This is a genomic window from Nocardia sp. NPDC102475 (assembly GCF_055584605.1).
In genome coordinates this window covers 1-20,158 of the sequence record NZ_JBVJLS010000031.1, presented here as the reverse complement: position 1 = coordinate 20,158, position 20,158 = coordinate 1, and the positions used below count along the sequence as shown (strand labels likewise).

Genomic DNA, 20,158 nt, shown 5'->3' with positions numbered 1-20,158 from the left:
TCCGTTGGTGTGGATGAGCAGTCGGTGTCGCACGACGACCTGGAGGGGACGCAACGCGACCTGCGGTTTGGTATCGCGGCGGAATTGGCTGCGGCCGGGTTCGATGATGCGCAGGAGATCGGCCGGGGTGGTTTCGGTGTCGTGTACCGGTGCGTGGAGGGTTCGCTCGATCGTCAGGTAGCGGTGAAGGTGTTGACGTCGGAGGTTTCCGGCGACGAGCGCGCCCGCTTCCTGCGCGAGCAGCAGGCGCTGGGCCGGTTTTCCGGACACCCGCACATCGTCCAGGTCCTGCGAGCAGACGTCACCGCGACCGGGCAGCCCTTCATCGTGATGCCGCTGCATGCGCAGGGGTCGCTGATGAGTCGGGTGCGCGAGCGGGGACCGGTACCGTGGCAGGAGGTGTTGTCGATTGGGGTGAAACTGTCCGGTGCCCTGGCCGCGGCCCATGCGTTCGGGGTCCTGCACCGCGATGTGAATCCCGCCAACATCCTGCTCAGCGATTACGGTGAACCCCAGCTCGCGGATTTCGGTATCGCCCGGATCGGTGGCGGCTTCGAAACCGCGGCCGGTCTGGTGGCGGGGACACCAGCGTTCACCGCACCCGAGGTCCTCAAAGGTGAGGACCCTTCGGCGACCTCGGATGTGTATGGTCTCGGCGCGAGCTTGTTCTGCCTGTTGACCGGCCATGCCGCGTTCGAACGCCGGACTGGTGAATCGCTGGTCACTCAGTTTCTGCGGATCAGCTCGGAGCCGATTCCGGATCTGCGCAAAGCCGGCGTGCCCGCGATGCTGTGCACGGTGATCGAGTCGGCACTGGATGCCGATCCGGCCGAGCGGCCCGGCGGCGCACGCGAATTCGGTGAGTTGTTGCGGAACGTGCAGTTCTCCAGTGGTGTCCGGGTCGACACGATGGCGCTGCCGCCTGGCACCGGGACGGAGAGCGGGATCGAGCGAGCCGCAGAGGCCCGGTCGGTGCCGGTGGCCGAAACGTCGGTGCCCGACGTTCCATTGCCTACTCCGGCGACCCGGTATCGGCCGCCGAGCACGCTACGTCGGCCGGTCGAGCGGCCCCGGTTGCTGGCTGTCTTGCGTGAGGCGCGGGCGCGACGGCTGGTCTTGATTCACGGGCCAGCGGGTTTCGGAAAGAGCACCCTGGCCGCGCAGTGGGGTGACGTGCTCGAGGCCGAAGGTGTCCGCGTCGCCTGGTTGAGCGTGGATGCCGATGACAACAATGTGGTGTGGTTGCTGGCTCATATCGTGCACGCGATCCGGGCCAGCCGTCCTGAGCTCGCGACGGGACTGACGGAACTGCTCGAGCAGCGTTCCACCGATGCCGGACGCCATGTGATGACGACGTTGATCGATCAGATCCACGACAGCGGTGAAACCGTCGCGCTGGTGATCGACGACTGGCATCGGGTGACCAGCCGATCCTCGATCGCTGCCATGGAATTCCTGCTCGAGCGCGGCTGCCATCATCTGCGGTTGATCGTGACCAGTCGCAACCGCAAAGGGTTGCCGCTGAGTCGGCTGCGCGTCAGCGATGAACTGCTCGAAATCGACGAGGCCGCACTGCGATTCGACAGCGCCGAGACGACGGCGTTCCTCAGCGGGATGAACGGACTGTCGCTGGTGGCCACCGATATGGAGAGGCTGCGCCACTCGACCGAGGGCTGGGTCGCGGCGCTGCAACTGGCGTCGTTATCGCTGCGCGGGAAGGCGGACCCGGGCACCTACATCAGCCAGATATCCGGACGTCACTACGCGATCGGCGAATATCTGCTGGAAAATGTCGTCGACTCGCTCGAACCGGACATACTCGAGTTCTTGATGCGCACCTCGGTCACCGAACGCATCTGCGGTGAGCTCGCCGAAGTGCTGACCGAGCGGAAACCGGGCCAGGAATTGCTCGAGGACGTCCGCCAGCGTGATCTGTTCCTGCGCAACATCGATGACGATCTGGAGTGGTTCCGCTACCACGGACTGTTCGCAGAATTCCTGCGCCGCCGACTCGTCCAACAACACCCCGGACTGCTCGAGCAATTGCACATGAGGGCATCATCGTGGTTCGCCGACCACGACATGCCGACCGAGGCGGTCGACCACGCCCTCGCCGCCGATGCCCCGGACCGGGCCATGCGGCTGGTGCAAGAGCGCGCCGAGCAACTGCTCGAGGGGTCGCGGATGGCGACCTTCCTCGGCTTGGTCGCGAAGCTGCCCGGTTCACTGACAGCGCTGAACCCGGTCCTGCAAGTACGGATAGCCTGGGCGAATATCGCCCTGCAGCGACGCTCGCCCGCCATCGCCGCACTCGATCGCGCCGACACCGCGCTGGCTGCAGGCACGGTCGATGATGAACAGGCCGACGAGATCCGGCTCGAGGCGTCTCTGGCCAGGGTCTGCAATGATCTGGTGACCGATCGGCCCGCCGAGGTACCAGCGCCGGTGTTGGCGCGCGTGCAGACTTCGGCTCGGCCATTCCTTTCCATCACGGCGGCGGCCGCCGCGGCCGCGTCCGCGCTCTATCGATTCGATTTCGAACAGGTCCAGCACTGGCATCGTTGGATGGCGCCGTATAGAGACCGCGCTTCGGGGCCTTTCGGGGTGATGTACTGCGATTGCATCGCCGGTATGGCCGCCGCCGAACAACTCGATATCGCCGCGGCGGAGTCCTGTTACCGGATGGCCTTGCAGCTGGCGTTGCGGACCGGTAAGCAGTCACACGCCACCCGGCTGGCCAGCGCCTTGCTCGGCGAATTGCTGTATGAGAAAGGACAATTCATCGAGGCGGAGGAACTCCTGAATATCGGGCTCGGCCCGGAGGGAGGGGCAGTGGAGTTCTTGATGGCCACGTACGGGACCGGTGCGCGCCTTGCCGCCGTGCGCGGTGATTTCGACCGCGCCCAGCAACGTCTGGCGGCGGGGGCGAAGATCGCCACGGACCTGTCGCTGCCACGTCTGGCGGCACGGATCGTGAACGAACGTGTCCGGCTCGGCCTGCCCATCACCGACAGCGAACGACAGACCCTCGACAATCTCGCGCCCTATACCGCGCAGCCAACCGCAACCTTGGCCATAGCAACCGAACTCGAACACGATTCCGCGATCCGGCTACTGCTCGCCGAATCGTCACCCGCTGCGGCACAGCAGGCATGCGATAGAGCCGAACACCTCGTGCGCGAGATCAGCCGCCAAACACGACCGAGGGCCCTACTCTTGGCTGAACTCCTGCGCGGATGCTGCCTGTCGGCAACCGGGCAGACAGTGCGGGCCGCCGAACTACTGACCCCGGCACTGTCGCATTGCGCGAGCCTGGGACTGGCGCGCCTCGTCGCCGACAGCGGCCGCCATCTGCAGCCGGTCCTGGAAACACTCGCCGGTGCACCGTCGGTGGCCGGGCTACCGCGCTCGTTCCTGCTGCAGGTGCTAGCCCAATTCGAACCGGCGCTACCGAACCGCAGCCGTCGATCCGACGACTGAGCACCTGATTCTCGGCATCGGTGAAACAGTTCGACGATTATGATCACTGTTCGGCTACCGGCACATAATGGTGTCGCCCATCAGTCACACTGGAGAGCCCACCATTGGAAGTTGCGAAACCGATGACCACGAATAGGCCGCCATTGCCCGGAGACATCCGCGACAATTTGCAGAAGATCGGCGATACGGTCGATGCAATGATCCTGGGCGGTCCGCGGCAGTACACCGCCGACGAGGTGCTGAGCCGTTCCGGTATCGACCGTGAACGTGCCGAGCGTATATGGCGGGCAATGGGATTCGCGACGCCGCCGGACGAGGAACGGGCATTCACCGACGATGACGTCGAGGCGTTGCGTCGGGCCGGGAAATGGCGTGATATCGCCGGTGTCGACGATGCGGCGATCATCGCGATAACTCGCGCGATTACGCAGTCGGTCTCCCCGTTGGCAACCTGGGAGGCCCAGTTGGCCGTCGACAACTTCCTCGACGAGGTGACCACATCCACCTCGGCTTCGGCGTTGCTGACATTCTCCGAGCAGATATTGCCTTTGCTCGAACAAACCCACGCCTACATGTGGCGCAGGCAGGTCGCAGCGTATATCGCTCGGCGGATCGCGGTCGCGCAGGAGGACAGCTCGCGTCCGGTCGGCACGGCGGTCGGATTCGCGGATATTTCGGGGTATACGGCCCTGACTCGCGGCGCGGGCGAATACGAGATGCGTCGTTTGCTCGACGCGTTCGAGTCCGCGACCACGAATGCCGTCGGCGAGAACAGCGGTCGTATCGTGAAAATGATCGGTGACGCGGCACTGTTCACCGCCGACCGGCCGACGACCGCCGCGGACATCGCACTCGATCTGCTTGCGGCATGGCCGGATTCCGAGCCGCCACTGCGCATCGGGGTCGCCTCGGGTCCGGTTGTGGATCGACTCGGCGATGTCTTCGGCGCAACGGTGAACATTGCGAGCAGGCTGACCTCGGTCGGCACGCCCGGCGAGGCCCTGATCGACGAGAACATGGCACACGCACTGCGCGAGCACGATGGCTATCGACTCGAACAACGACCCCCGGTCACCGTGCGTGGCTATGACCGTTTGCATTCCTGGCGACTGCATCGGACGAACTTCCGGAATGATCAGTATCTCATCACAGAGCCATCGCGAGACTGAGCGGATATTTTGTATTCGTGAAGTCGACATTCTCGGACTCGGCATGCTCGGTTGCTCGCACAGTGGAGCTGTTCGGAGATTCATGGACACCGTTGATCATGCGCGACGCGATCATGGGCACCCGTCGCTTCGACGAATTCCAGAAATCCCTCGGCATCGCACGAAACGTACTGTCGACTCGACTCGCCCGACTCGTGGAGCGGGGCGTGATGACCAAACGGCTGTACCAGGAAACCCGCCACGTAGGGAGTACGTCCTCACCGATAAAGGACGCGACTTCTTCTCGGTTCTCATCGCGATGCGTGAGTGGGAAGACCGTTGGCTGGACAACGGGTAGCGCGGCGCACAACAGGCTGTTCGAATTTCATATTGCGCGCACATTCTTCGGCGATACCGTAGTGGCTTCCACCTCGCCATGCCGGACATGACAGCCATGCTCGAATTTTTGCAGATAATGCTGCCATTGTTTCTTTTCATCTTGTTTCCGATCCTCGTGCCGACCGCGGTCGAGGGAGTCGGGAGAATCCGCGACCGCGTCGACAGGCGTCGCGCGCACGCGGATCCCGTGCGAGCCCGCTGACCGAAGCAGCGGGAACCGGCCAGATCGAGCCCGGCATTGGCGACGACGACGTCGACACGACCGAAATGATCTGCGATACCGCCCATTACGTCGTCGAGCCGACCGAGATCGGTGATGTCGGCGCACCAGCCGCGCGCCGATTCCAGGCCGGAAAGACCAGCGGCCTGGGCCTTCGCCGCTTCTGGTCGGCGCGCGATGAGTGCGACTCGTGCTCCGCGAGTGACCAATTCATGCGCGAGGGCTGTTCCGAAGCCTCCCGTCGAGCCGGTGATGACGACCACCTGATCTGTGAGGTCACGGGTCCTGTTCAGGAGCATAGGGCTATTCCTGTCATCGACTGGTGACGACTTCATCGTCGAAGCCGGGGAAATCGACCACAGGCGGGCCGCGACGGAACAGCGTTGCCGCGCATTGTGATTCAGTCCCTCATCGGACAAGACCCCACCTGTGAGGACCGCAACTCTAGGGCGTGGGTGCGGGTTGGTAAACGTTTCGCCCGCCCGAAGAACTCAGCCTTATTCGTGCCCACAGCACCAAACGCGGGTGCCGACAGCGTCAGCCGGGGTCGACTGCCATCACCGCATCATGAGCGCGCCGTAGCTCGCGCGTGATGAAGTCGACCTGGTCGGCGAGCAGGCGCACTTGCCATGCGCCGTCGTACACGTCGAAGTGATCCACCGGGTAGCGGCGAACTTCGGCGCCGCCACCCGCCCGCGCCGCCGCCTTCAGCGCTGCCGAAACGGGGACCACCGTGTCGTTCTCGCCCACCTGCACCAGCAGAGGAGCCCGCACGCGGCCCACGGACCCGCCTGGTCGATTCAGCGCGAGCTCGAGTGCCACCCGGGCACAGACCTCGTTGCGCCAACTCGGCCCGGCGACACTGGCCATCGCCTCTTGTGCACCGTCTTTGGCCAGCACCGCGCCCGAGCCGGATGGTCCGATGGCAGGCACCAGCCGCGGCGGCCGTCCGGTGGCGGCGGCCAACACATCGCGAACTCCATTGGCAGCGAGCCGAAATATGGGTGCCGGCCCACCGTTTCGGGCGAGATGTGCCACTGTGGCCGGCCCGTCGACAGCTGGTGTCATCGCCACGATCGCTGCGATATCAGGGTCGTCGGCCGCGACCTTCACGACATGTCCACCGGAGTACGACGTTCCCCACAGGATGATCCGACCTGGATCAACACCCTCGATACTGCGTGCGGCGCGAACCGCCGCACGGTAGTCGGCGCGTTGGCGTCGATAGGACACGAGCTGGCGCGGATTTCCCGCCGAGGCCCCGAAGCCGCGGTAGTCGAAGAGCACCACGTCGAGGCCTGCCGCCGCGAAGCCTTCCGCGAACCCGAGTAGACCGGTGTCGCGGGTGCCGCTGAAGCCGTGGGCCATCACGACGCACGGTCGTCCGGTTTTCTCCAGAAATGTGTCATCGGCCGTGCGCAGATGCCATGCCGCACACGTCGTTCCGGCGCTGGGGAAGGTGATCTCCTGCCTGCTCACTATCGTTCAGCCCACCCGCACCGCGACATCGGAATCGGCCGGGATACGGGAGATCCGCAATCCCGGATCCGTCACGGGGCCCTGGACGAGCCGGTCACGGTCCGCCCGGTAGCTCATCTCCATCGACCAAGGGCCATGTGAGCCTTGCCGCGGAAGGGTGTCGGCCGCTCGTCGAACGTAACCGGCGTGGAAGTCCACCATAGGTGTGAGTCGAAGCGTGGGGTCGTTGGCGACCGGGACCGCGATGTGCTCGCCGTGGCTGTCCAGGTGTGCGATGAGGCGGCACAGATGCTCGCAGACGAGGTCGACCTTCAAGGTCCACGCCGCATTGGTGTAACCGAAGGCGAATGCGAAGTTCGGTACTCCCGAGAGCATCATGCCCTTGTAGACCACGGTGTCGGCGACGTCGACCGGCACGCCGTCGAGGCTGAGAGTCATCGCGCGCAGCGGAATCATCCGCAGGCCGGTGGCGGTCACGACGATGTCGGCGTCGAGACTGTTCCCGGTGGCGAGTTCGATTCCGCGCTCGGTGAACCGGGCGATCCGGTCGGTGACCACGGAAGCCTTGCCGGTGCTGATCGCCGTGAACAAGTCGCCGTCGCGGGCGAAGCACATGCGCTCGTGCCACGGGTCGTAGCTGGGCTTGAAGTGCTGATCGACCGGATAGCCTTTCGGCAACGCCTTCTTGTTTACCCAGCGGACGAGCCGACGGGTAAACCGGGGATAGCGGCGACTTACCGCGTAGATGACGGCGAGCCGAGTTCTGTTGATGGTCCTGCTCATCCGGTATGCCATGCGCTCGGGCAGCAGCCTGCGCAGTCCGTCGGTGACCGGGTCCCGGCTCGGGATCGGGAGAATGTAGGTGGGTGAGCGCTGCAGTAGGGTGACGTGAGCGGCGGTCTCCGCCATGGCGGGGACCAGTGTGATCGCGGTGGCGCCGCTGCCGATGACCACCACCTTCCGACCGCGGTAGTCCAGATCCTGCGGCCAATGCTGGGGATGGACGATCTCACCGGTGAAGCGCTCTTCGTCATCGAAGTGCGGCCGGTAACCCCGGTCGTAGTCGTAGTACCCGGTCGCTCCGAACAGCCACCGGCATTCCACCGTCGCGCTCCGGCCGGTGCCGACTTTGGACAGTTGGACTGTCCACAGTCCCCGTTCAGAGGACCAGTCGGCCGAGGCGACTTTCCAGCCGAGTCGCAGATGGGACGACAGGGTGTACTCGGCCACCGTCTCATGGAGGTAGCTCAGTATCTCCGCGCCGTCGGCGATCGCGTTGTCGTGCTTCCACGGCTTGAACTCGTAGGAGAACGTCTGCGCGTCCGTGTCGGCGCGAATCCCGGGGTAGCGGAACAGATCCCAGGTGCCACCGATGTTCTCACGGGCATCCACGATCAGGAACGTCTTGTCCGGCAGCTTGCTCTTCAGATGGCTGCCCGCGCCGATTCCCGAGATCCCCGCGCCCACGATCAGGACGTCGACGTATCCGGTCATCTCATCCCGAGTCTCGTGGTCGACCTTGCGCTTCGTCGCCATGGCCTGGTCCTCTCGCCGTTGTCACTGTGTCGTGCGTTACAAGTGTCAGATGGAGTGACCTGCATCTCAAGAGCGTTCTGCCTAAGAAATGAATGCAAAATGGGCGTTCTGCCTATCGTCTCGGAGTTATATTCGACCGGTGACTCGAGCTGGAACCCCGTTGCCGGGCGCCGACGGCGTCGTCCAAAGCGTCTGCGAAATGCTGCTCGCCGAACCCGCCGACGTCATGGCCGACCTGCACGATGCTGTCTTCGCGGCGGCGATCGAACCCTTTCGCACCGAACCGTCGCTGGTCGCCGAGGTCACGGCCAGTTCTCGCGCCAACCTGCTGCACTGGGCCGCCTCCTTGCTGAGTGCTCCGCGGGAACCGGTCACGGCAAACCTGAGCGCGGAAGTGGTCGGCATAGCCCGTGACGCATTCCGTCGAGGGGTCGAACAGATTCTGGTCACGGCATATCACGCGGGACACAATGCGCTCTGGAGGCATTGGATGCGGCTGGCATTCACCGCCTCATCCGATCCCGTCGTACTTCAGGAAGCCCTCGACGTGGCCGCTCGCTCCCTGGCCGGCTTCGTCGATGTCACGCTCGCCGCGCTGGCCGCTCAACTTGAATCCGAACGCGCCGAACTCACCCGGGACACTCACGCACAGCGTTTCGAACTGGTGAGTCTCGTCCTCGAAGGGGCGCCGTTGGCCAATGATCGCGCCAGCGACCGCCTCGGCTATCGATTCGAGCGCCGCCACACCGCGGCTGTGTTGTGGACCGACCCCGGGGCACCTGATCGGCGCGGCTTGCAGCGCGCAGCGGAGGCGCTGGGGGCGGCCACCCAGGCGCAGCAGACGTTGGAGGTCATCGCCAGCTCCACCTCGGTGTGGACCTGGTTGGCCAATGCGACGGCCGTCGATGCGCAAACCCTCGCGGCGGCGACGTCGCATATCGAAGGCGTGCGCATCGCCATGGGACCGGCCGACACGGGGGTGGAGGGCTTTCGACGCAGCCACCTGGATGCGGTCGAGACGCAACGATTGATGCAACGATTGCCGGACTTGCGTTTCGCCAGCTCCGCCGACGTCCAGCTCGTGACGCTCGCAACCTACAACGAGCAGCGCGCCAACGAGTTCGTCGCCCGGACGTTGGGGACGGTGGCGACGGCGGATGCCGAGCTCCGTGAGACATTGCGGATCTATATCCGTGAGCAATTCAGCGCGTCCCGGGCCGCACGAACACTTTTCGCGCATCGCAATACTGTCCTCAACCGCATTCAGCGCGCGGCGGAGATGCTGCCGGTCTCACTCGATACCAACGGTCTCGAGATCGGAGTCGCCCTGGAGATCGCACACTGGCTGGGGCATCAGCCGACCAACGCGGACAATCCTCGGACCTGAGGTGGCGTGGATAGGGCTCTCCTGATCAGCCGCGGATCAGGTCGGCTGCCTTCTCACCGATCAGCACGCTCGGGGCGTGGGTGTGTCCGCGGATGATGCTCGGCATCACCGATGCGTCCGCGATCCGCAGCCCTTCAACGCCTCGAACCAGCAAAGCCGGTGTGACGACGCTGGTTTCGTCGCTGCCCATCCGGCAGGTGCCCACCGGGTGATACAGGGTGTGCGAACAGGTGGTGAGGGCCTTTTCGAGTGTGTCAGCACCGGTGTCCGGCGCGCCCACGGGACGAGCGACCTTGCCGAGCAGTTTTTTCAACGCGGGTGCTTCGGCGATCTGCGCGCACATGCGTAGACCTGCCAGGATTGCCGCGCGGTCGACGCCGCCGCTGTCGGACAGGTAGCGGGGATCGATGATCGGCTTCGCCAGTGGGTCGGCCGAGCGCAACGAGATGCGGCCTCTGCTCTCCGGTTTGAGCAGGATAGATCCCATTACCACCGCGTGGCCGTACGGTTCTCCGATTCCCTCATCGAAGAATGGTGCGGGTCCGAAGATCAGCTCGAGGTCGGGCAGGTCCAGGTCCGGTCGGCTACGCACGAATCCGTAGGCCTCACCGACATTGGAGGTGAGCATTCCGCGGTGTCTGGCAAGGTAATTGATGAGTTCCAGCGGCTTTTCCGCGGCGAACAAGCTGTCGCCTTCGACGTCGAAGCCGAGCATCGCGACCAGATGGTCCATCAGGTTCTCGCCGACCTCCGGTGCGTGGTGGACGGTGGCGATACCGTGCTCGGCGAGGTGTTCGCGATCGCCGATGCCGGAGAGCATCAGTAGTTGTGGACTGTTGATCGCGCCACCGCACAGCACCACTTCGCGGCGGGCATGCACAACCTCGCGCTTGCCGCCGGACTCGAATTCGACTGCCACAGCGCGCGTTCCATCGAAGATGATGCGTGTCGCTACGGCTTCGGTGCGCAGGGTCAGGTTGTTCCTGCCGAGTGCGGGCCGAAGGTAGGCGTCGGCCGTGCTCCAGCGTGCGCCGCCCTTCTGCGTCACGACGGTTTCGGAGAAGCCTTTCGGCTCTGGCAGATTCGGGCGCTCCACGGTGTGCCCGGACTCCGCCGCGGCCGCCAGCCAGGCCGCGGTGGACGCGCGCGGGCTGCGCTGCCGCGACACATGCAGCGGACCGTCGACGCCCTCGTCGGGTTCGCGTGCGCCCTCGAGTGCTTCGATCTTGCGGAAGTACCGCACGACCTCGGCGTAGGACCAGTCGCTTCCAGCTCGTTCGGCCCAGTCGTCGTAGTCCGCGGCGAATCCGCGCACCCACATCATCGCGTTGAGCGACGAGGAGCCGCCCAGCGTTTTTCCTCTGGGCCAATAGATTTCACGTCCGCCGAGGGAAGGCTGCGGTTCGGTGCGGTAATCCCAATCCACGGCGCTGCGGAACAGCTTGGCGAATGCGGCGGGGATATGGACGAATTTGTCTTTGTCCTGCGGGCCGGCCTCCAGCACGATGACGCTGGTCCCGGGGTCGGTACTGAGTCGGTTGGCGACGACCGCGCCCGCCGATCCGGTACCGATGACGACGTAATCGGCGTTGGTATCCACGTGTGCTCCTGCTCGGTCAGCCGCGCAACGCGGAGGCGAAGATTGCGGGCAATTTTCCCCATCCGGGTGCTCCGGCGAACGCGGCGAGTCGCCGTCCGGTCGTCGCCGCGGTCGTGTTGTTCACAAACCACGGTGGCTTCGGCGTGAGCGACCACTCGCCGTGCAGCACCGAGCGTGGCGCGGGACGGAATGGGCCGCGCACAACCGTCCGCTCGGGCCGGTCGATCAGGAATGCGTTGTGCACCACACCGATTCCGCTTTGCACATCTTCGATCGTGTGGCCTGGGTATGCGCCCCAGGTGGCCGCGGCGGTGAGGAACCCGGCGCCGGTCCACGCATTGATCGCGATCGTGCCATAGTGCAGCTGCTCGATCAGGTCGTCGAATGCCGCGCCCATCGCGCGGATGGTCGCCGGGTGCGCGATGACATTCACCCCGAGCGTGCCGACGAACTCATCGTTCGCCACAGCCGCTGCCGCACGGGCGAAATCGGGTCCGAGGCCGGACAAGTTGACAACCCCGAGGACCGGTGCGAAGTATTCGGTCTGCAGCAGTGTCTCGCTTCGGTCGCCGCGCAGGCCCGAAACCAGGACTCGGCCGCCGAAGTGCTCGGCGCTCGGATAGGTCGACTCGGCTGCTGCGACCCGATCGTCGCTGCCCGGGTAATACGCGGCCCGACTCGGTGCGGCGTCGTACGCGGCGCTCAGCTCACGAAGGAAATCGTCCTTCTGATCCCAGTCGGCGGAAATCACGACGGCCTGTGCCGCGACACAGTTGTACCCGCCGTTGTGCAGGCGCTGGGTGACAATGTGGTCGGCCTGGAACCGCAGATCGGCCTTGCTCCACCGGCCCGGTAGCACGATGGTCGGGGAGACGCCGCCGAGTTCGCTGGTGATCGGCTTGTCGAGTCGAGGCCGACCGGCGGCCTTGCGCGTCGCGGCGTCCTCGCCGTGCCCCCAGACGATCGCGTCGTGTGTCGCGGCGCTGCCGGTCATATGCACGTGTGCGACGTCTGGATGCTGCACCAGATATTCGCCGACATCGGCTGCGCCGGTGAGGATCCGGACGGCCCCGATCGCAATGAACGGCTCCAGGACATCGGTCAGCGGCTCCAGCATCGGGTCCGTGATCGGATTCAGCTTCAAAGCGACGACGCGGTTGTGCGCGATCAGTTCGTACAGCACGTCCAACGGGGCGATCGAGGTGATATTGCCCGCGCCGAGCACCACGCCGATGCCGTTGGTGTGAATCGGGTCGAGCTGTGCCAGTCCCGCGGCTCGGATCGCTTCGGCCCGGCCGATTCCCGGCTGCAGCCACACCTCGGCGCTGAATCCGCTCAGCAGCAAAGTGTCGAAGACCGACGTGGGCAGCACGCGGACCGTGGTGCGTCCACCGGCGGTGCCGAACTGCGCCTTCTCGAGTGGGCTGCGCCCGGCGGCGAGTGCGCGCAGGCTCTGCTCCAGTGCTCCGGCGCCGGCCGCCATCGCATAGGGGCCGGAAATCCATTCCTCGCCGACCAGCGCCGTGCCTGGATCCAGCCGCTTATAGCTGACCGCCGCATCGACCCACTCTCGGGCATATTGCGCGGTGCGTTCGCGGACGCGCCCGAGCAGCTCGGCTCGTGCGGCCAAGGGGGTTGCGGCCCAGGCCTTTTCGCCCTCGGCGAGGTCCGACAGTGCGGCGTCGACGGCGCCCCGCAGGTCCGTCGGCGAGTCGTTGATGGTCATAGTCGGAATTGTCCGCATCAGTGCCGTCGCACACCATGGGCGGCGGTCGCGGGAGTAGGTCATCGACTTTGTGCGGTCGCACAATTACGGTGTGGTGTGGCCCACACTCCCGCTGATAGGCTGCCGTGGTGGCCAAACCGTTGCACTCGATCGCTGCCACCGAACTCGCGCGGCAGTTGCTGGACTCGGTGGACGCGATGGCCGACGAGCTCGCCGACCGGATCGTGGCATCCGAGCGTGCGTACCTGGACTCCCAACTGCTGACCCGTGAGCAACTGCGCGGAGCCTGCCTGGACAACTTGAGCGCAATGCTCGGCTACCTCGCGGGCCGCGATCCGGTCCGGCTCGAATCTGCGCGTGCGGCGGGCAGAATGAAGGCCGAACAGGGGTTGCCGATAGCGGCGATGCTGCACGCGTACCGGCTCGGTGGTCGGCTGATCTGGGAAGAGTTGATGGTCCGTGCCGGTGGCGTCGCCCACGGTGAGCTGCTGAAGATTCCTGGCGAATTGTGGGCCATCGTCGACCGGTACTCCGATGCCGCGGCCGAGGCGTACCGCGAGACCGAAACTCTGCTTGCCCTGGCCGATATCGAGTCGCGGGCCCGGGTGATCCGGACGTTGTTCGACGACCATGCGGAGAATCCCGCTGTGGTTCTGGACGCGGCGCGGACTCTCGGCCTACCGGAGACCGGGGTGTTCGTAGTACTTGCCGCCGAGGCTGGTTCGGATCAGAACACGATGGCGGCCGCGATCGCCAAGCTGAAGGACCGCGGCATTGTTTCGATCTGGGATTTCTACGCCGATACCCGGACTGGTCTGATCTGCGCACCCACGTCCGCCGAAATCGACAGTGCCATCGACTTGCTCGGCGCGGCGGTCGAAGCTCGTGCGGGTGTCAGTCGCATCTTCAGTGGTCCACAAGGCATTGCCGCCGCACGCGATGAAGCCCGGCTCGCACTCAAGTGCACACCGAGCGGCGCGGTTGCGATGACTCGCTACGAATCGGAGCCGGTCGCACTACTGGTGGTGCGGTTACCCGATGCGGCGCGCAGTGCGGCCGCACAAATCCTCGGCCCGCTCATGCAGCTGCCGGAGGCGGAGCGAACGGCCTTGCTGCACACCCTCGAAGTGTGGTTCGAGTGCAAAGGTTCGACCGTGGCCGCCGCGCAGCAGATGCACTACCACCGCAACACCGTGCTCTACCGGCTGCGCAAGATTCGCGACCTCACCGGCCGCGACTGCGATCACCCGGCACAGGCGGCCGAGCTCTACATCGCGCTGCTGACGACCCGGCTGCTGCGCCCGCTGTAGATTGCTCAACATCCTTGTAAGGCAGCGTATTCGGACGCCAATCGGGGTAGGCGCGAGCAGCGACTATCGCTGCGCCTCGGCGAGGGTTCTTCGGTGCGCCGCGTCCCGACGCGCCGTGGCGAACGCGAGAGCGTCATCCCAGTTCGACTGTTTCAGGATGAGCCCGCGGTATTTCATGATCTCGGTCGGCGGTTCAGTGTGAGGGCTCCGATCAGGCGCCGCCCGCGGCGATACAGCGCGACCCACCGGCCGTCGACCGCAGGGTCGCCGTCGACGACGTGGACTTCCTCGCAATCCGGGGATCCGACGAACTGGATCCTCGAGTCGTACCAATCGGACCAGAAGTGGGGACCGTTTCGTACCCGGCGCGTCAGCGAAGTCCATGTGCTGGCGTGGCATGAAATGGTGCACGTGTTGGGGCCTTCCCTCTGATGCGGAAGCCCGCTAGATCTACTCAAAGACGTTGGACTCGAACTCCTTACGCGTGTCCGGCCTCGATCGCGCGTCGTTCACCACGTTCATGCACGGCGGCCACGACTAGCGGCATACCGAACGGTTTACATTTATCCGCTCAAAGTGTAGCCTCATTCGATAGGTAAAACGATCGGTATACCAGTGGGAGTAAATTATGGTTCAGAGACAACCAGCAGTGCTCGTCACCGGAGCCTCCTCCGGGATTGGATCGGCTGCGGCCGTGGCTTTCGCTGCCCGGGGCTACAAGGTATTCGGTACCAGCCGCAACATCGGGCGGGTCCAGCCGACAGCAGGTGTGGAGTACGTACAGCTCGACGTCACCGACGGGGAGTCGGTAGAGAAGGCGGTTCAGACGGTCATCGATCGTGCAGGCCGGATCGATGTGCTAGTCAACAACGCCGGCGCCCTCTTGGTCGGTGGCGCTGAAGAGAGTTCAGCTGCGCAGGCCCAAGAATTGTTCGATACCAACTTCTTTGGCGTCGTCCGCATGACGAATGCCACCCTGCCACACATGCGCGCACAGGGCAGCGGACGCATCGTCAACGTGAGTTCGATTGTCGGCTTCGTGCCCACGCCGTACAGCGTCTTCTACTCGTCGTCGAAGTATGCTCTCGAGAGCTATTCCCAAGGACTCGATCACGAAGTGCGGGAGTTCGGCATCCGGGTCACACTGGTCGAACCCGGTTACACCAATACTGCGATCGACTCGACCCTGTGGATGGGTGATACGCCAATCCCCGCGTATGCGGCTCGTCGGGCGCAGGCTCGCCAACAGATGATCGACAGCATCGCCGGCGCAGACGCGCCCGCTAGCGTCGCGGCGGTGATCGTCAAAGCGGCCTCGGCGAATGCGCCCAAGCAGCGATACCCAGCTGGTCGGTTCGCGCGCCTGATGACGCGCGTTGTTCGGTATGCCCCTGCAAGCTTCTTGGACAAAGCGATTCGCGGCGCCGCCAAGCTGAACAAGGCCCCCGCCGCTGCGAGTGCCACCACGACAAGTGTTGCTCGCTAGGCACGGAAGAACTTCAGCGCAGCTCCTTGCGACGGCTCGACGTCGGCGATGATGATCTGATCTCTGAACCGTCGATGCGCGACCTGGGCACCGCGGTCGTGGCCGACAACCGCGAAGCGCGAGTGTCCCAAGGCTTTCATCAGCTCGGCCTGATCGGCGGCGATCGCCCGTTTGCCGTAAGACGAATGATCGGTTTTCGATGCCGGCTTACCTGAGTCGCCGTACCCGCGTAGATCTGCAGCCACGACGGTGTGCGACTGGGCCAGTCCCTCTGCAACAGGGCCCCACATGAAATGGGTCTGGGGGTAACCGTGCAACAGAAGCACTGGCCGCCCCTCGCCACCGACACGTGCATGGATGCGCACGCCGGCGACATCGACTTCGTGGGTGGCGAATCCGCTGAACATTCGGTTCTCCTAGAGGAAGGCGAAGACATGCCAGAAGTCCGAGGCATCGTGCACGCGCTTGCTCAACTACATCAACAGGCTGGTAAGCCGCAAGACAGCCGGCGCGGAGAACTCTGACGTGGTGCGCGAGCGGTCGGCCACTTGATCCTGGTCCGTCATCAGACCCGTTCATTTTCGAAGTCTTCGCGACGCCGGCAACGGAGTCAAAGCGACTTGGAGGTCAAGCGTGTCGGCGCCGACGGCGCGACCAATGACGCCACCCTGCGCGCGTGGCGGGCCTCGATGTGGGTACGGCGGAAACCGTTGAGCCGTGGCCGGGCTCGCCCACCGCGATGCTGACCCCACATATGTTCACCGGAATCGGCCATGCGCCGCAGATCGAATGCGCCGACGAGTTCGCCGCGCGCACACTCGCATTCGTCGCCGATGCAGCGGCGTACGTTTCCCAACCCAGTGAGCCAGCTGAGCGAATGCGCGACCGCCGGAGCCGATTCGGGCGTGTCAGGCGCTGACGCCCTGCGGAAGTAGCGCTTGGCCGAGCATCCGCCAGTACGGCATCGCGGATTCGCCCGGATTGATGCCGATGACCTGTACGCCGACGTGGTCGGCGCCCGCATCGACATGACACTGGAGCTTGGTGACGATCGTGTCGAGGTCGCCCCAATAGACGAGGTCGTCGACGAGGCGATCGCTGCCACCGTTCGCGATGTCGTCCTCGGAGTACCCGAGGCGGCGGAACTTTGCGACGTTGTAGGTGGTGTTCAGATAGAGATGCAGGTGCGCGCGCGCGATCTCACGAGCCTTGTCGGGGTCCGACTCGAAGACCACGGCGTGCTCGACAGCGAGAAATGCGTCCGGCCCAAGGATCTCCCTTGCGTGCTGGGTGTGTGCCACGTTGACCTTGTACGTGTGGGCGCCAGACGAGCGGTCGCGAGCCAGCTCGAGCATCTTGGGCCCGTATGCGGCAAGGATGCGGTGCATCGGTGTCTGCGGTGCGGGGTTCGGTGTTGCCAGTGCGTCGAGCTCGTCGAGGTACTTGGTCATCGCCGCCAGCGGCTTGGTCCCAGAAGGCTGGGCACCGCTGACGCCGAGCCCGAGCACATGGCGGTTTGGGTACGCGTCCGCGAGCAGCAGGCTGCCGCCGTAGGTCCAGCGCGCATCGCGGGACCAGATCTGTGCGATGCCGTTGATCACGGTCATCTGTTCGGTGCACGAGAGTAAGTACCCTGCGTGCGTTAGCGCCTCGCGCCCGAATAGTTCCGGAATCCAGAACGCTCGCCAGCCCTGAGCCTCGAGCTGCTGAACCGATGACCGGATCTGCGCGGCCGGCTGGAACTCGAAGTCAAAGCTCCACAGTCCGAACGTTCCGAGATTGAGACCGTCAATACTGCCCATCGAGCATCTCCTCTCGAGATCCGTTGGCTGCTTTTGCCAAACCGTCCATGGTGGTGATCTTCCGTCGCGGGAGCCGTTGCCTGCCCCCGGCGAACGACGCCCGTCTGCTCATGCGGCTGTTCCCGCGGGTGACGTCGCGGTCGCTACGGCGTCGGTGAACCTCAGCGCGGGATCCTCAATCGGTGCCTTGGCGAGCCGGAAGCGGTCGGTCGCATAGTTCTGGTCATCCTTCCAGGGGCCGTGCGAGCCCTGCTGCGGATACATGTGCATGGATCGACTAACCCAGCGTTGGAGCATGGTGACGTGGCCAGCGGTGTCAGCCATCGCCGGCAGCAATGTCACGGCAGTGGCCCCACTGCCGATGACGACGACCTTCTTGCCGGCGTAGTCGAGGTTCTCCGGCCATAGCTGCGGGTGCACGATCTGCCCGCGGAACTCTTCTCGTCCCTCGAAGTGCGGGGTGTAGCCCTGGTCGTAGTCGTGATAACCGGCACCCGACACCAACACGGCGCAGGTGACGTCGAACTGCTCGCCGTTACGCTCGAGCGTGACGGTCCAGCGGGCTCGTGCCCGCGAGAAATCCGCGCGAAGCACCTTGTGTCCCAGATGGATGTGTCGGGCAAGGTCGTTCTCGTCGATCGTCTCGTGAAGGTAGTCGAGAATCTCGGCGTCGGCGATCGCGAACGTCCGGCCAGGTTGCTTGGTGGCCAGGTAGTAGCCAAGACCGATGCCGGAGAGTCCGGCGCCGACGACCAGCACGTCGACATGCTCGAGTTTCGTTGTCGGCGCCTCGATTCCGCTCATGTCACTTCGCTCCCGTCTGCAACCACGTGGCTGCGGTTCCACGATCCTGACAGGTCGACCTCGGGATAACTTGACTTGATGCGACGAATACTTGACAATTCACGTCACGATGACAAGTCTGATCAGGGGTTCGGCGCTGTTCAAATTCACCGACCTGGTGTCGAGCCTGGGCGGCGATGGCCGGGCGTTGATGCTCGCGCACGGTGTCGATCCGGAGGCGGCCGGCGATTACCAGCGGTTCCTCAGCTACCACGCAGTCTGTGCGGTAATGGGTGCGGCGGCTCAGGAGCTGGACTGCCCCGACTTCGGCATGCGATTGGCGCAAAGACAGGGGACCGAGATCTTGGGCCCGGTCTCGGTCATCATCCGGCACTCGGAAACCGTCGCCGACGCGATCGATGGGGTCACGCGGTACCTGTACAACTGCGCCCCTTCCGATGTGACCGAACTGCGGCGCGGGCCGAGCGCGGCGGTTTTCACCTTTGCCATCCATGTGCGACAGCTGGCGAATCGGGATCTGATGGTGGAGAAGAGCCTGGGCACCGCGATGGCCGCGTTGCGGCTCATGCTCGGCGAGGACTTCGTCCCGCTTCGAGTCACCATGCGGCACAACCAGATTGCACCCGTCGAGAAGTACCGCGGCCTGTTCGGGTGCCCCGTCGAGTTCGGGTCCGAGCTGAACTCCATCCATCTGCCCAGCCAGGTACTCTCCCGCCCGATCCGCGGACGCGACGCCGCTGCGCTGACGTTGGCCGAAAACTACCTCGCTCACGTCAGACCCGACCGTGAGTTCGCCGATCACGTCCGGGAGATGACCGAGCGCCTGATAGGGCTCAACCAAGCCAGCCTGGTTGTGGTTGCGCGGGAGATGTCCCTGCATCCGCGTGTAGTTCAGCGCAGACTCGCCGAGTCGAGCACATCCTTCGAGAAGATCCTCGACGACGTGCGGCGCTCGCTGGCGTGGCAGCTCTCCGCAACCGGCATGCAGGCCTCTCAGATCGCGACGATGCTCGGCTATTCCGAGCAGAGCAGCTATGCCCGGGCCTGCCGGCGCTGGTACGGCGAGTCACCAAGGCAATTGGCGGCACGCCGACTGGCCACCGCGCCGTCCTCGGGTATGGCGGCGCGCTTAGGCTAGCTCCTCGCCGCTGTACAAGACGATCTTGCCGATCGTGGCACGATCGGCGACCAGTCAGTACGCGGTTCGCCCGCTCCGGTTCCGCACGCAGGACCGCGAGACGGGCGTTGCGCAGGTCGTCGTCGATGGCGTTGCGTCGTTCTACGCGGTTCAGAGTGACCACGAGAGCGCTGCCGCACCCTTCGCGATCCAAGGACGACACCTGCTCACCTCTGGACATGGCCGCGACTCAGGTCACGCGGTAGATGCGTGCGGATACGCCTAAGTCGGGGGCGAACCGGCCCCGATAGATGAACAGGCTGTGGTTGACCCAGGCGTATCGCGGGTCGCCGGTCTCCAGCTGAACCGCGGCGCGCATGTAGTGGTCCTCGTACTTGGTGCCCCCGCCGTTTCCCATCGCATTCTGAACGACATCGTTCATCTCGACGAGCCCGGTGTACGACGCGTAAATGACTGCACCGTCGGACGTCTCGAACTGGGCGCGAGCGTCCAGCCGACCCCATCCGTCATGACCGAGCAGGAACCAGTCCCCACCTCCGCTCAGCACTTTTCCTGACACGCGCTCGCCGACCAAATCGCCGTCGATGGTTTCGAAATACATCCTCATTCCGTGCGGACCGGGCCCGATCGCCACCGGCGGTTT

Annotated in this window: 15 protein-coding genes and 3 pseudogenes; 8 read left to right on the top strand and 10 right to left on the bottom strand. The window is 64.8% G+C overall.

Annotated elements, in window-relative coordinates; all coding sequences use genetic code 11:
- Positions 1-24 precede the first annotated feature (24 nt).
- From ACZ60G_RS37885 to ACZ60G_RS37875, 3 genes and pseudogenes are all read left to right on the top strand, one after another.
- Positions 25-3,480 (top strand): protein kinase domain-containing protein, encoded by a 3,456-nt coding sequence (locus ACZ60G_RS37885; protein WP_465816610.1) that lies wholly within the window; start codon positions 25-27, stop codon positions 3,478-3,480.
- Between the two features lie 122 nt (positions 3,481-3,602).
- Positions 3,603-4,649: an adenylate/guanylate cyclase domain-containing protein gene (locus ACZ60G_RS37880; RefSeq protein WP_465816608.1), complete on the top strand. Its 1,047-nt coding sequence runs from the start codon at positions 3,603-3,605 to the stop codon at positions 4,647-4,649.
- A gap of 17 nt (positions 4,650-4,666) precedes the next feature.
- Positions 4,667-4,986, top strand: a pseudogene (locus ACZ60G_RS37875) (winged helix-turn-helix transcriptional regulator).
- Positions 4,987-5,087: 101 nt separating this feature from the next.
- Here ACZ60G_RS37875 and ACZ60G_RS37870 read toward each other — a convergent pair.
- The 3 genes and pseudogenes from ACZ60G_RS37870 to ACZ60G_RS37860 all read right to left on the bottom strand — a co-directional run.
- A pseudogene (locus ACZ60G_RS37870) lies at positions 5,088-5,546 on the bottom strand (SDR family oxidoreductase); the annotation flags it as partial.
- A 238-nt stretch (positions 5,547-5,784) separates the two neighbouring features.
- Complete coding sequence (locus ACZ60G_RS37865) at positions 5,785-6,726, bottom strand: alpha/beta hydrolase (RefSeq protein WP_465816606.1); 942 nt, start codon at positions 6,724-6,726, stop codon at positions 5,785-5,787.
- 6 nt (positions 6,727-6,732) lie between these two features.
- Complete coding sequence (locus tag ACZ60G_RS37860; protein ID WP_465816604.1) at positions 6,733-8,262, bottom strand: flavin-containing monooxygenase; 1,530 nt, start codon at positions 8,260-8,262, stop codon at positions 6,733-6,735.
- A gap of 139 nt (positions 8,263-8,401) precedes the next feature.
- Between ACZ60G_RS37860 and ACZ60G_RS37855 the strand changes: the two genes are divergently transcribed.
- The gene (locus ACZ60G_RS37855) at positions 8,402-9,649 is read left to right on the top strand and encodes a PucR family transcriptional regulator (RefSeq protein WP_465816602.1); all 1,248 of its coding nucleotides are present in this window, start codon (positions 8,402-8,404) and stop codon (positions 9,647-9,649) included.
- A 25-nt stretch (positions 9,650-9,674) separates the two neighbouring features.
- Here the strand turns inward: ACZ60G_RS37855 and ACZ60G_RS37850 are convergent, their stop codons facing one another.
- Both ACZ60G_RS37850 and ACZ60G_RS37845 read right to left on the bottom strand, forming a co-directional pair.
- Positions 9,675-11,249: a GMC family oxidoreductase gene (locus tag ACZ60G_RS37850; RefSeq protein WP_465816600.1), complete on the bottom strand. Its 1,575-nt coding sequence runs from the start codon at positions 11,247-11,249 to the stop codon at positions 9,675-9,677.
- A gap of 16 nt (positions 11,250-11,265) precedes the next feature.
- Entirely contained in the window at positions 11,266-12,993 is a 1,728-nt protein-coding gene (locus ACZ60G_RS37845; RefSeq protein ID WP_465816598.1) for an aldehyde dehydrogenase family protein, read from the bottom strand.
- 110 nt (positions 12,994-13,103) lie between these two features.
- On the opposite strand from ACZ60G_RS37845, the gene ACZ60G_RS37840 reads away from it, so the two are divergent.
- Entirely contained in the window at positions 13,104-14,285 is a 1,182-nt protein-coding gene (locus ACZ60G_RS37840) for a PucR family transcriptional regulator (RefSeq protein WP_465816596.1), read from the top strand.
- Between the two features lie 173 nt (positions 14,286-14,458).
- Here ACZ60G_RS37840 and ACZ60G_RS37835 read toward each other — a convergent pair whose 3' ends face one another.
- Positions 14,459-14,743 (bottom strand): oxidoreductase C-terminal domain-containing protein, encoded by a 285-nt coding sequence (locus ACZ60G_RS37835; protein ID WP_465816594.1) that lies wholly within the window; start codon positions 14,741-14,743, stop codon positions 14,459-14,461.
- Positions 14,744-14,913: 170 nt separating this feature from the next.
- Here ACZ60G_RS37835 and ACZ60G_RS37830 point away from each other — a divergent pair, with 170 nt between their 5' ends.
- Positions 14,914-15,771 carry an oxidoreductase gene (locus ACZ60G_RS37830; RefSeq protein WP_465816592.1) on the top strand — a complete coding sequence of 286 codons (858 nt, stop codon included), beginning with the start codon at positions 14,914-14,916 and terminating at the stop codon, positions 15,769-15,771.
- Here ACZ60G_RS37830 and ACZ60G_RS37825 read toward each other — a convergent pair.
- The gene (locus ACZ60G_RS37825) at positions 15,768-16,178 is read right to left on the bottom strand and encodes an alpha/beta fold hydrolase (protein WP_465816591.1); all 411 of its coding nucleotides are present in this window, start codon (positions 16,176-16,178) and stop codon (positions 15,768-15,770) included. The two genes, ACZ60G_RS37830 and ACZ60G_RS37825, sit on opposite strands and share 4 nt — an antisense overlap.
- Before the next feature lie 269 nt (positions 16,179-16,447).
- Between ACZ60G_RS37825 and ACZ60G_RS37820 the strand changes: the two genes are divergently transcribed.
- On the top strand, positions 16,448-16,690 hold the full coding sequence (locus ACZ60G_RS37820) for a hypothetical protein (RefSeq protein ID WP_465816589.1): 243 nt from the start codon (positions 16,448-16,450) through the stop codon (positions 16,688-16,690).
- Here the strand turns inward: ACZ60G_RS37820 and ACZ60G_RS37815 are convergent.
- On the bottom strand, positions 16,680-17,573 hold the full coding sequence (locus ACZ60G_RS37815) for a TIGR03620 family F420-dependent LLM class oxidoreductase (RefSeq protein ID WP_465816587.1): 894 nt from the start codon (positions 17,571-17,573) through the stop codon (positions 16,680-16,682). The genes ACZ60G_RS37820 and ACZ60G_RS37815 overlap by 11 nt on opposite strands.
- 285 nt (positions 17,574-17,858) lie before the next feature.
- Positions 17,859-18,377: pseudogene (locus tag ACZ60G_RS37810) on the bottom strand (flavin-containing monooxygenase); the annotation flags it as partial.
- 109 nt (positions 18,378-18,486) lie between these two features.
- Here ACZ60G_RS37810 and ACZ60G_RS37805 point away from each other — a divergent pair.
- Complete coding sequence (locus ACZ60G_RS37805; protein WP_465816585.1) at positions 18,487-19,515, top strand: AraC family transcriptional regulator; 1,029 nt, start codon at positions 18,487-18,489, stop codon at positions 19,513-19,515.
- Between the two features lie 229 nt (positions 19,516-19,744).
- Here the strand turns inward: ACZ60G_RS37805 and ACZ60G_RS37800 are convergent, their stop codons facing one another.
- A complete protein-coding gene (locus tag ACZ60G_RS37800) occupies positions 19,745-20,149 on the bottom strand; it encodes a DUF3237 domain-containing protein (protein WP_465816749.1) in 405 nt (134 codons plus the stop codon).
- Between the last annotated feature and the right edge of the window lie 9 nt (positions 20,150-20,158).

Excerpts from the sequence above, each read along its gene's own strand:
- ACZ60G_RS37880 (WP_465816608.1), top strand. The coding sequence starts at position 3,603 with ATGACCACGAATAGGCCGCCATTGCCCGGAGACATCCGCGACAATTTG.
- ACZ60G_RS37860 (WP_465816604.1), bottom strand. The coding sequence starts at position 8,262 with ATGGCGACGAAGCGCAAGGTCGACCACGAGACTCGGGATGAGATGACC.
- ACZ60G_RS37845 (WP_465816598.1), bottom strand. The coding sequence starts at position 12,993 with ATGCGGACAATTCCGACTATGACCATCAACGACTCGCCGACGGACCTG.
- ACZ60G_RS37830 (WP_465816592.1), top strand. The coding sequence starts at position 14,914 with ATGGTTCAGAGACAACCAGCAGTGCTCGTCACCGGAGCCTCCTCCGGG.
- ACZ60G_RS37825 (WP_465816591.1), bottom strand. The coding sequence starts at position 16,178 with ATGTTCAGCGGATTCGCCACCCACGAAGTCGATGTCGCCGGCGTGCGC.
- ACZ60G_RS37815 (WP_465816587.1), bottom strand. The coding sequence starts at position 17,573 with ATGGGCAGTATTGACGGTCTCAATCTCGGAACGTTCGGACTGTGGAGC.
- ACZ60G_RS37805 (WP_465816585.1), top strand. The coding sequence starts at position 18,487 with ATGACAAGTCTGATCAGGGGTTCGGCGCTGTTCAAATTCACCGACCTG.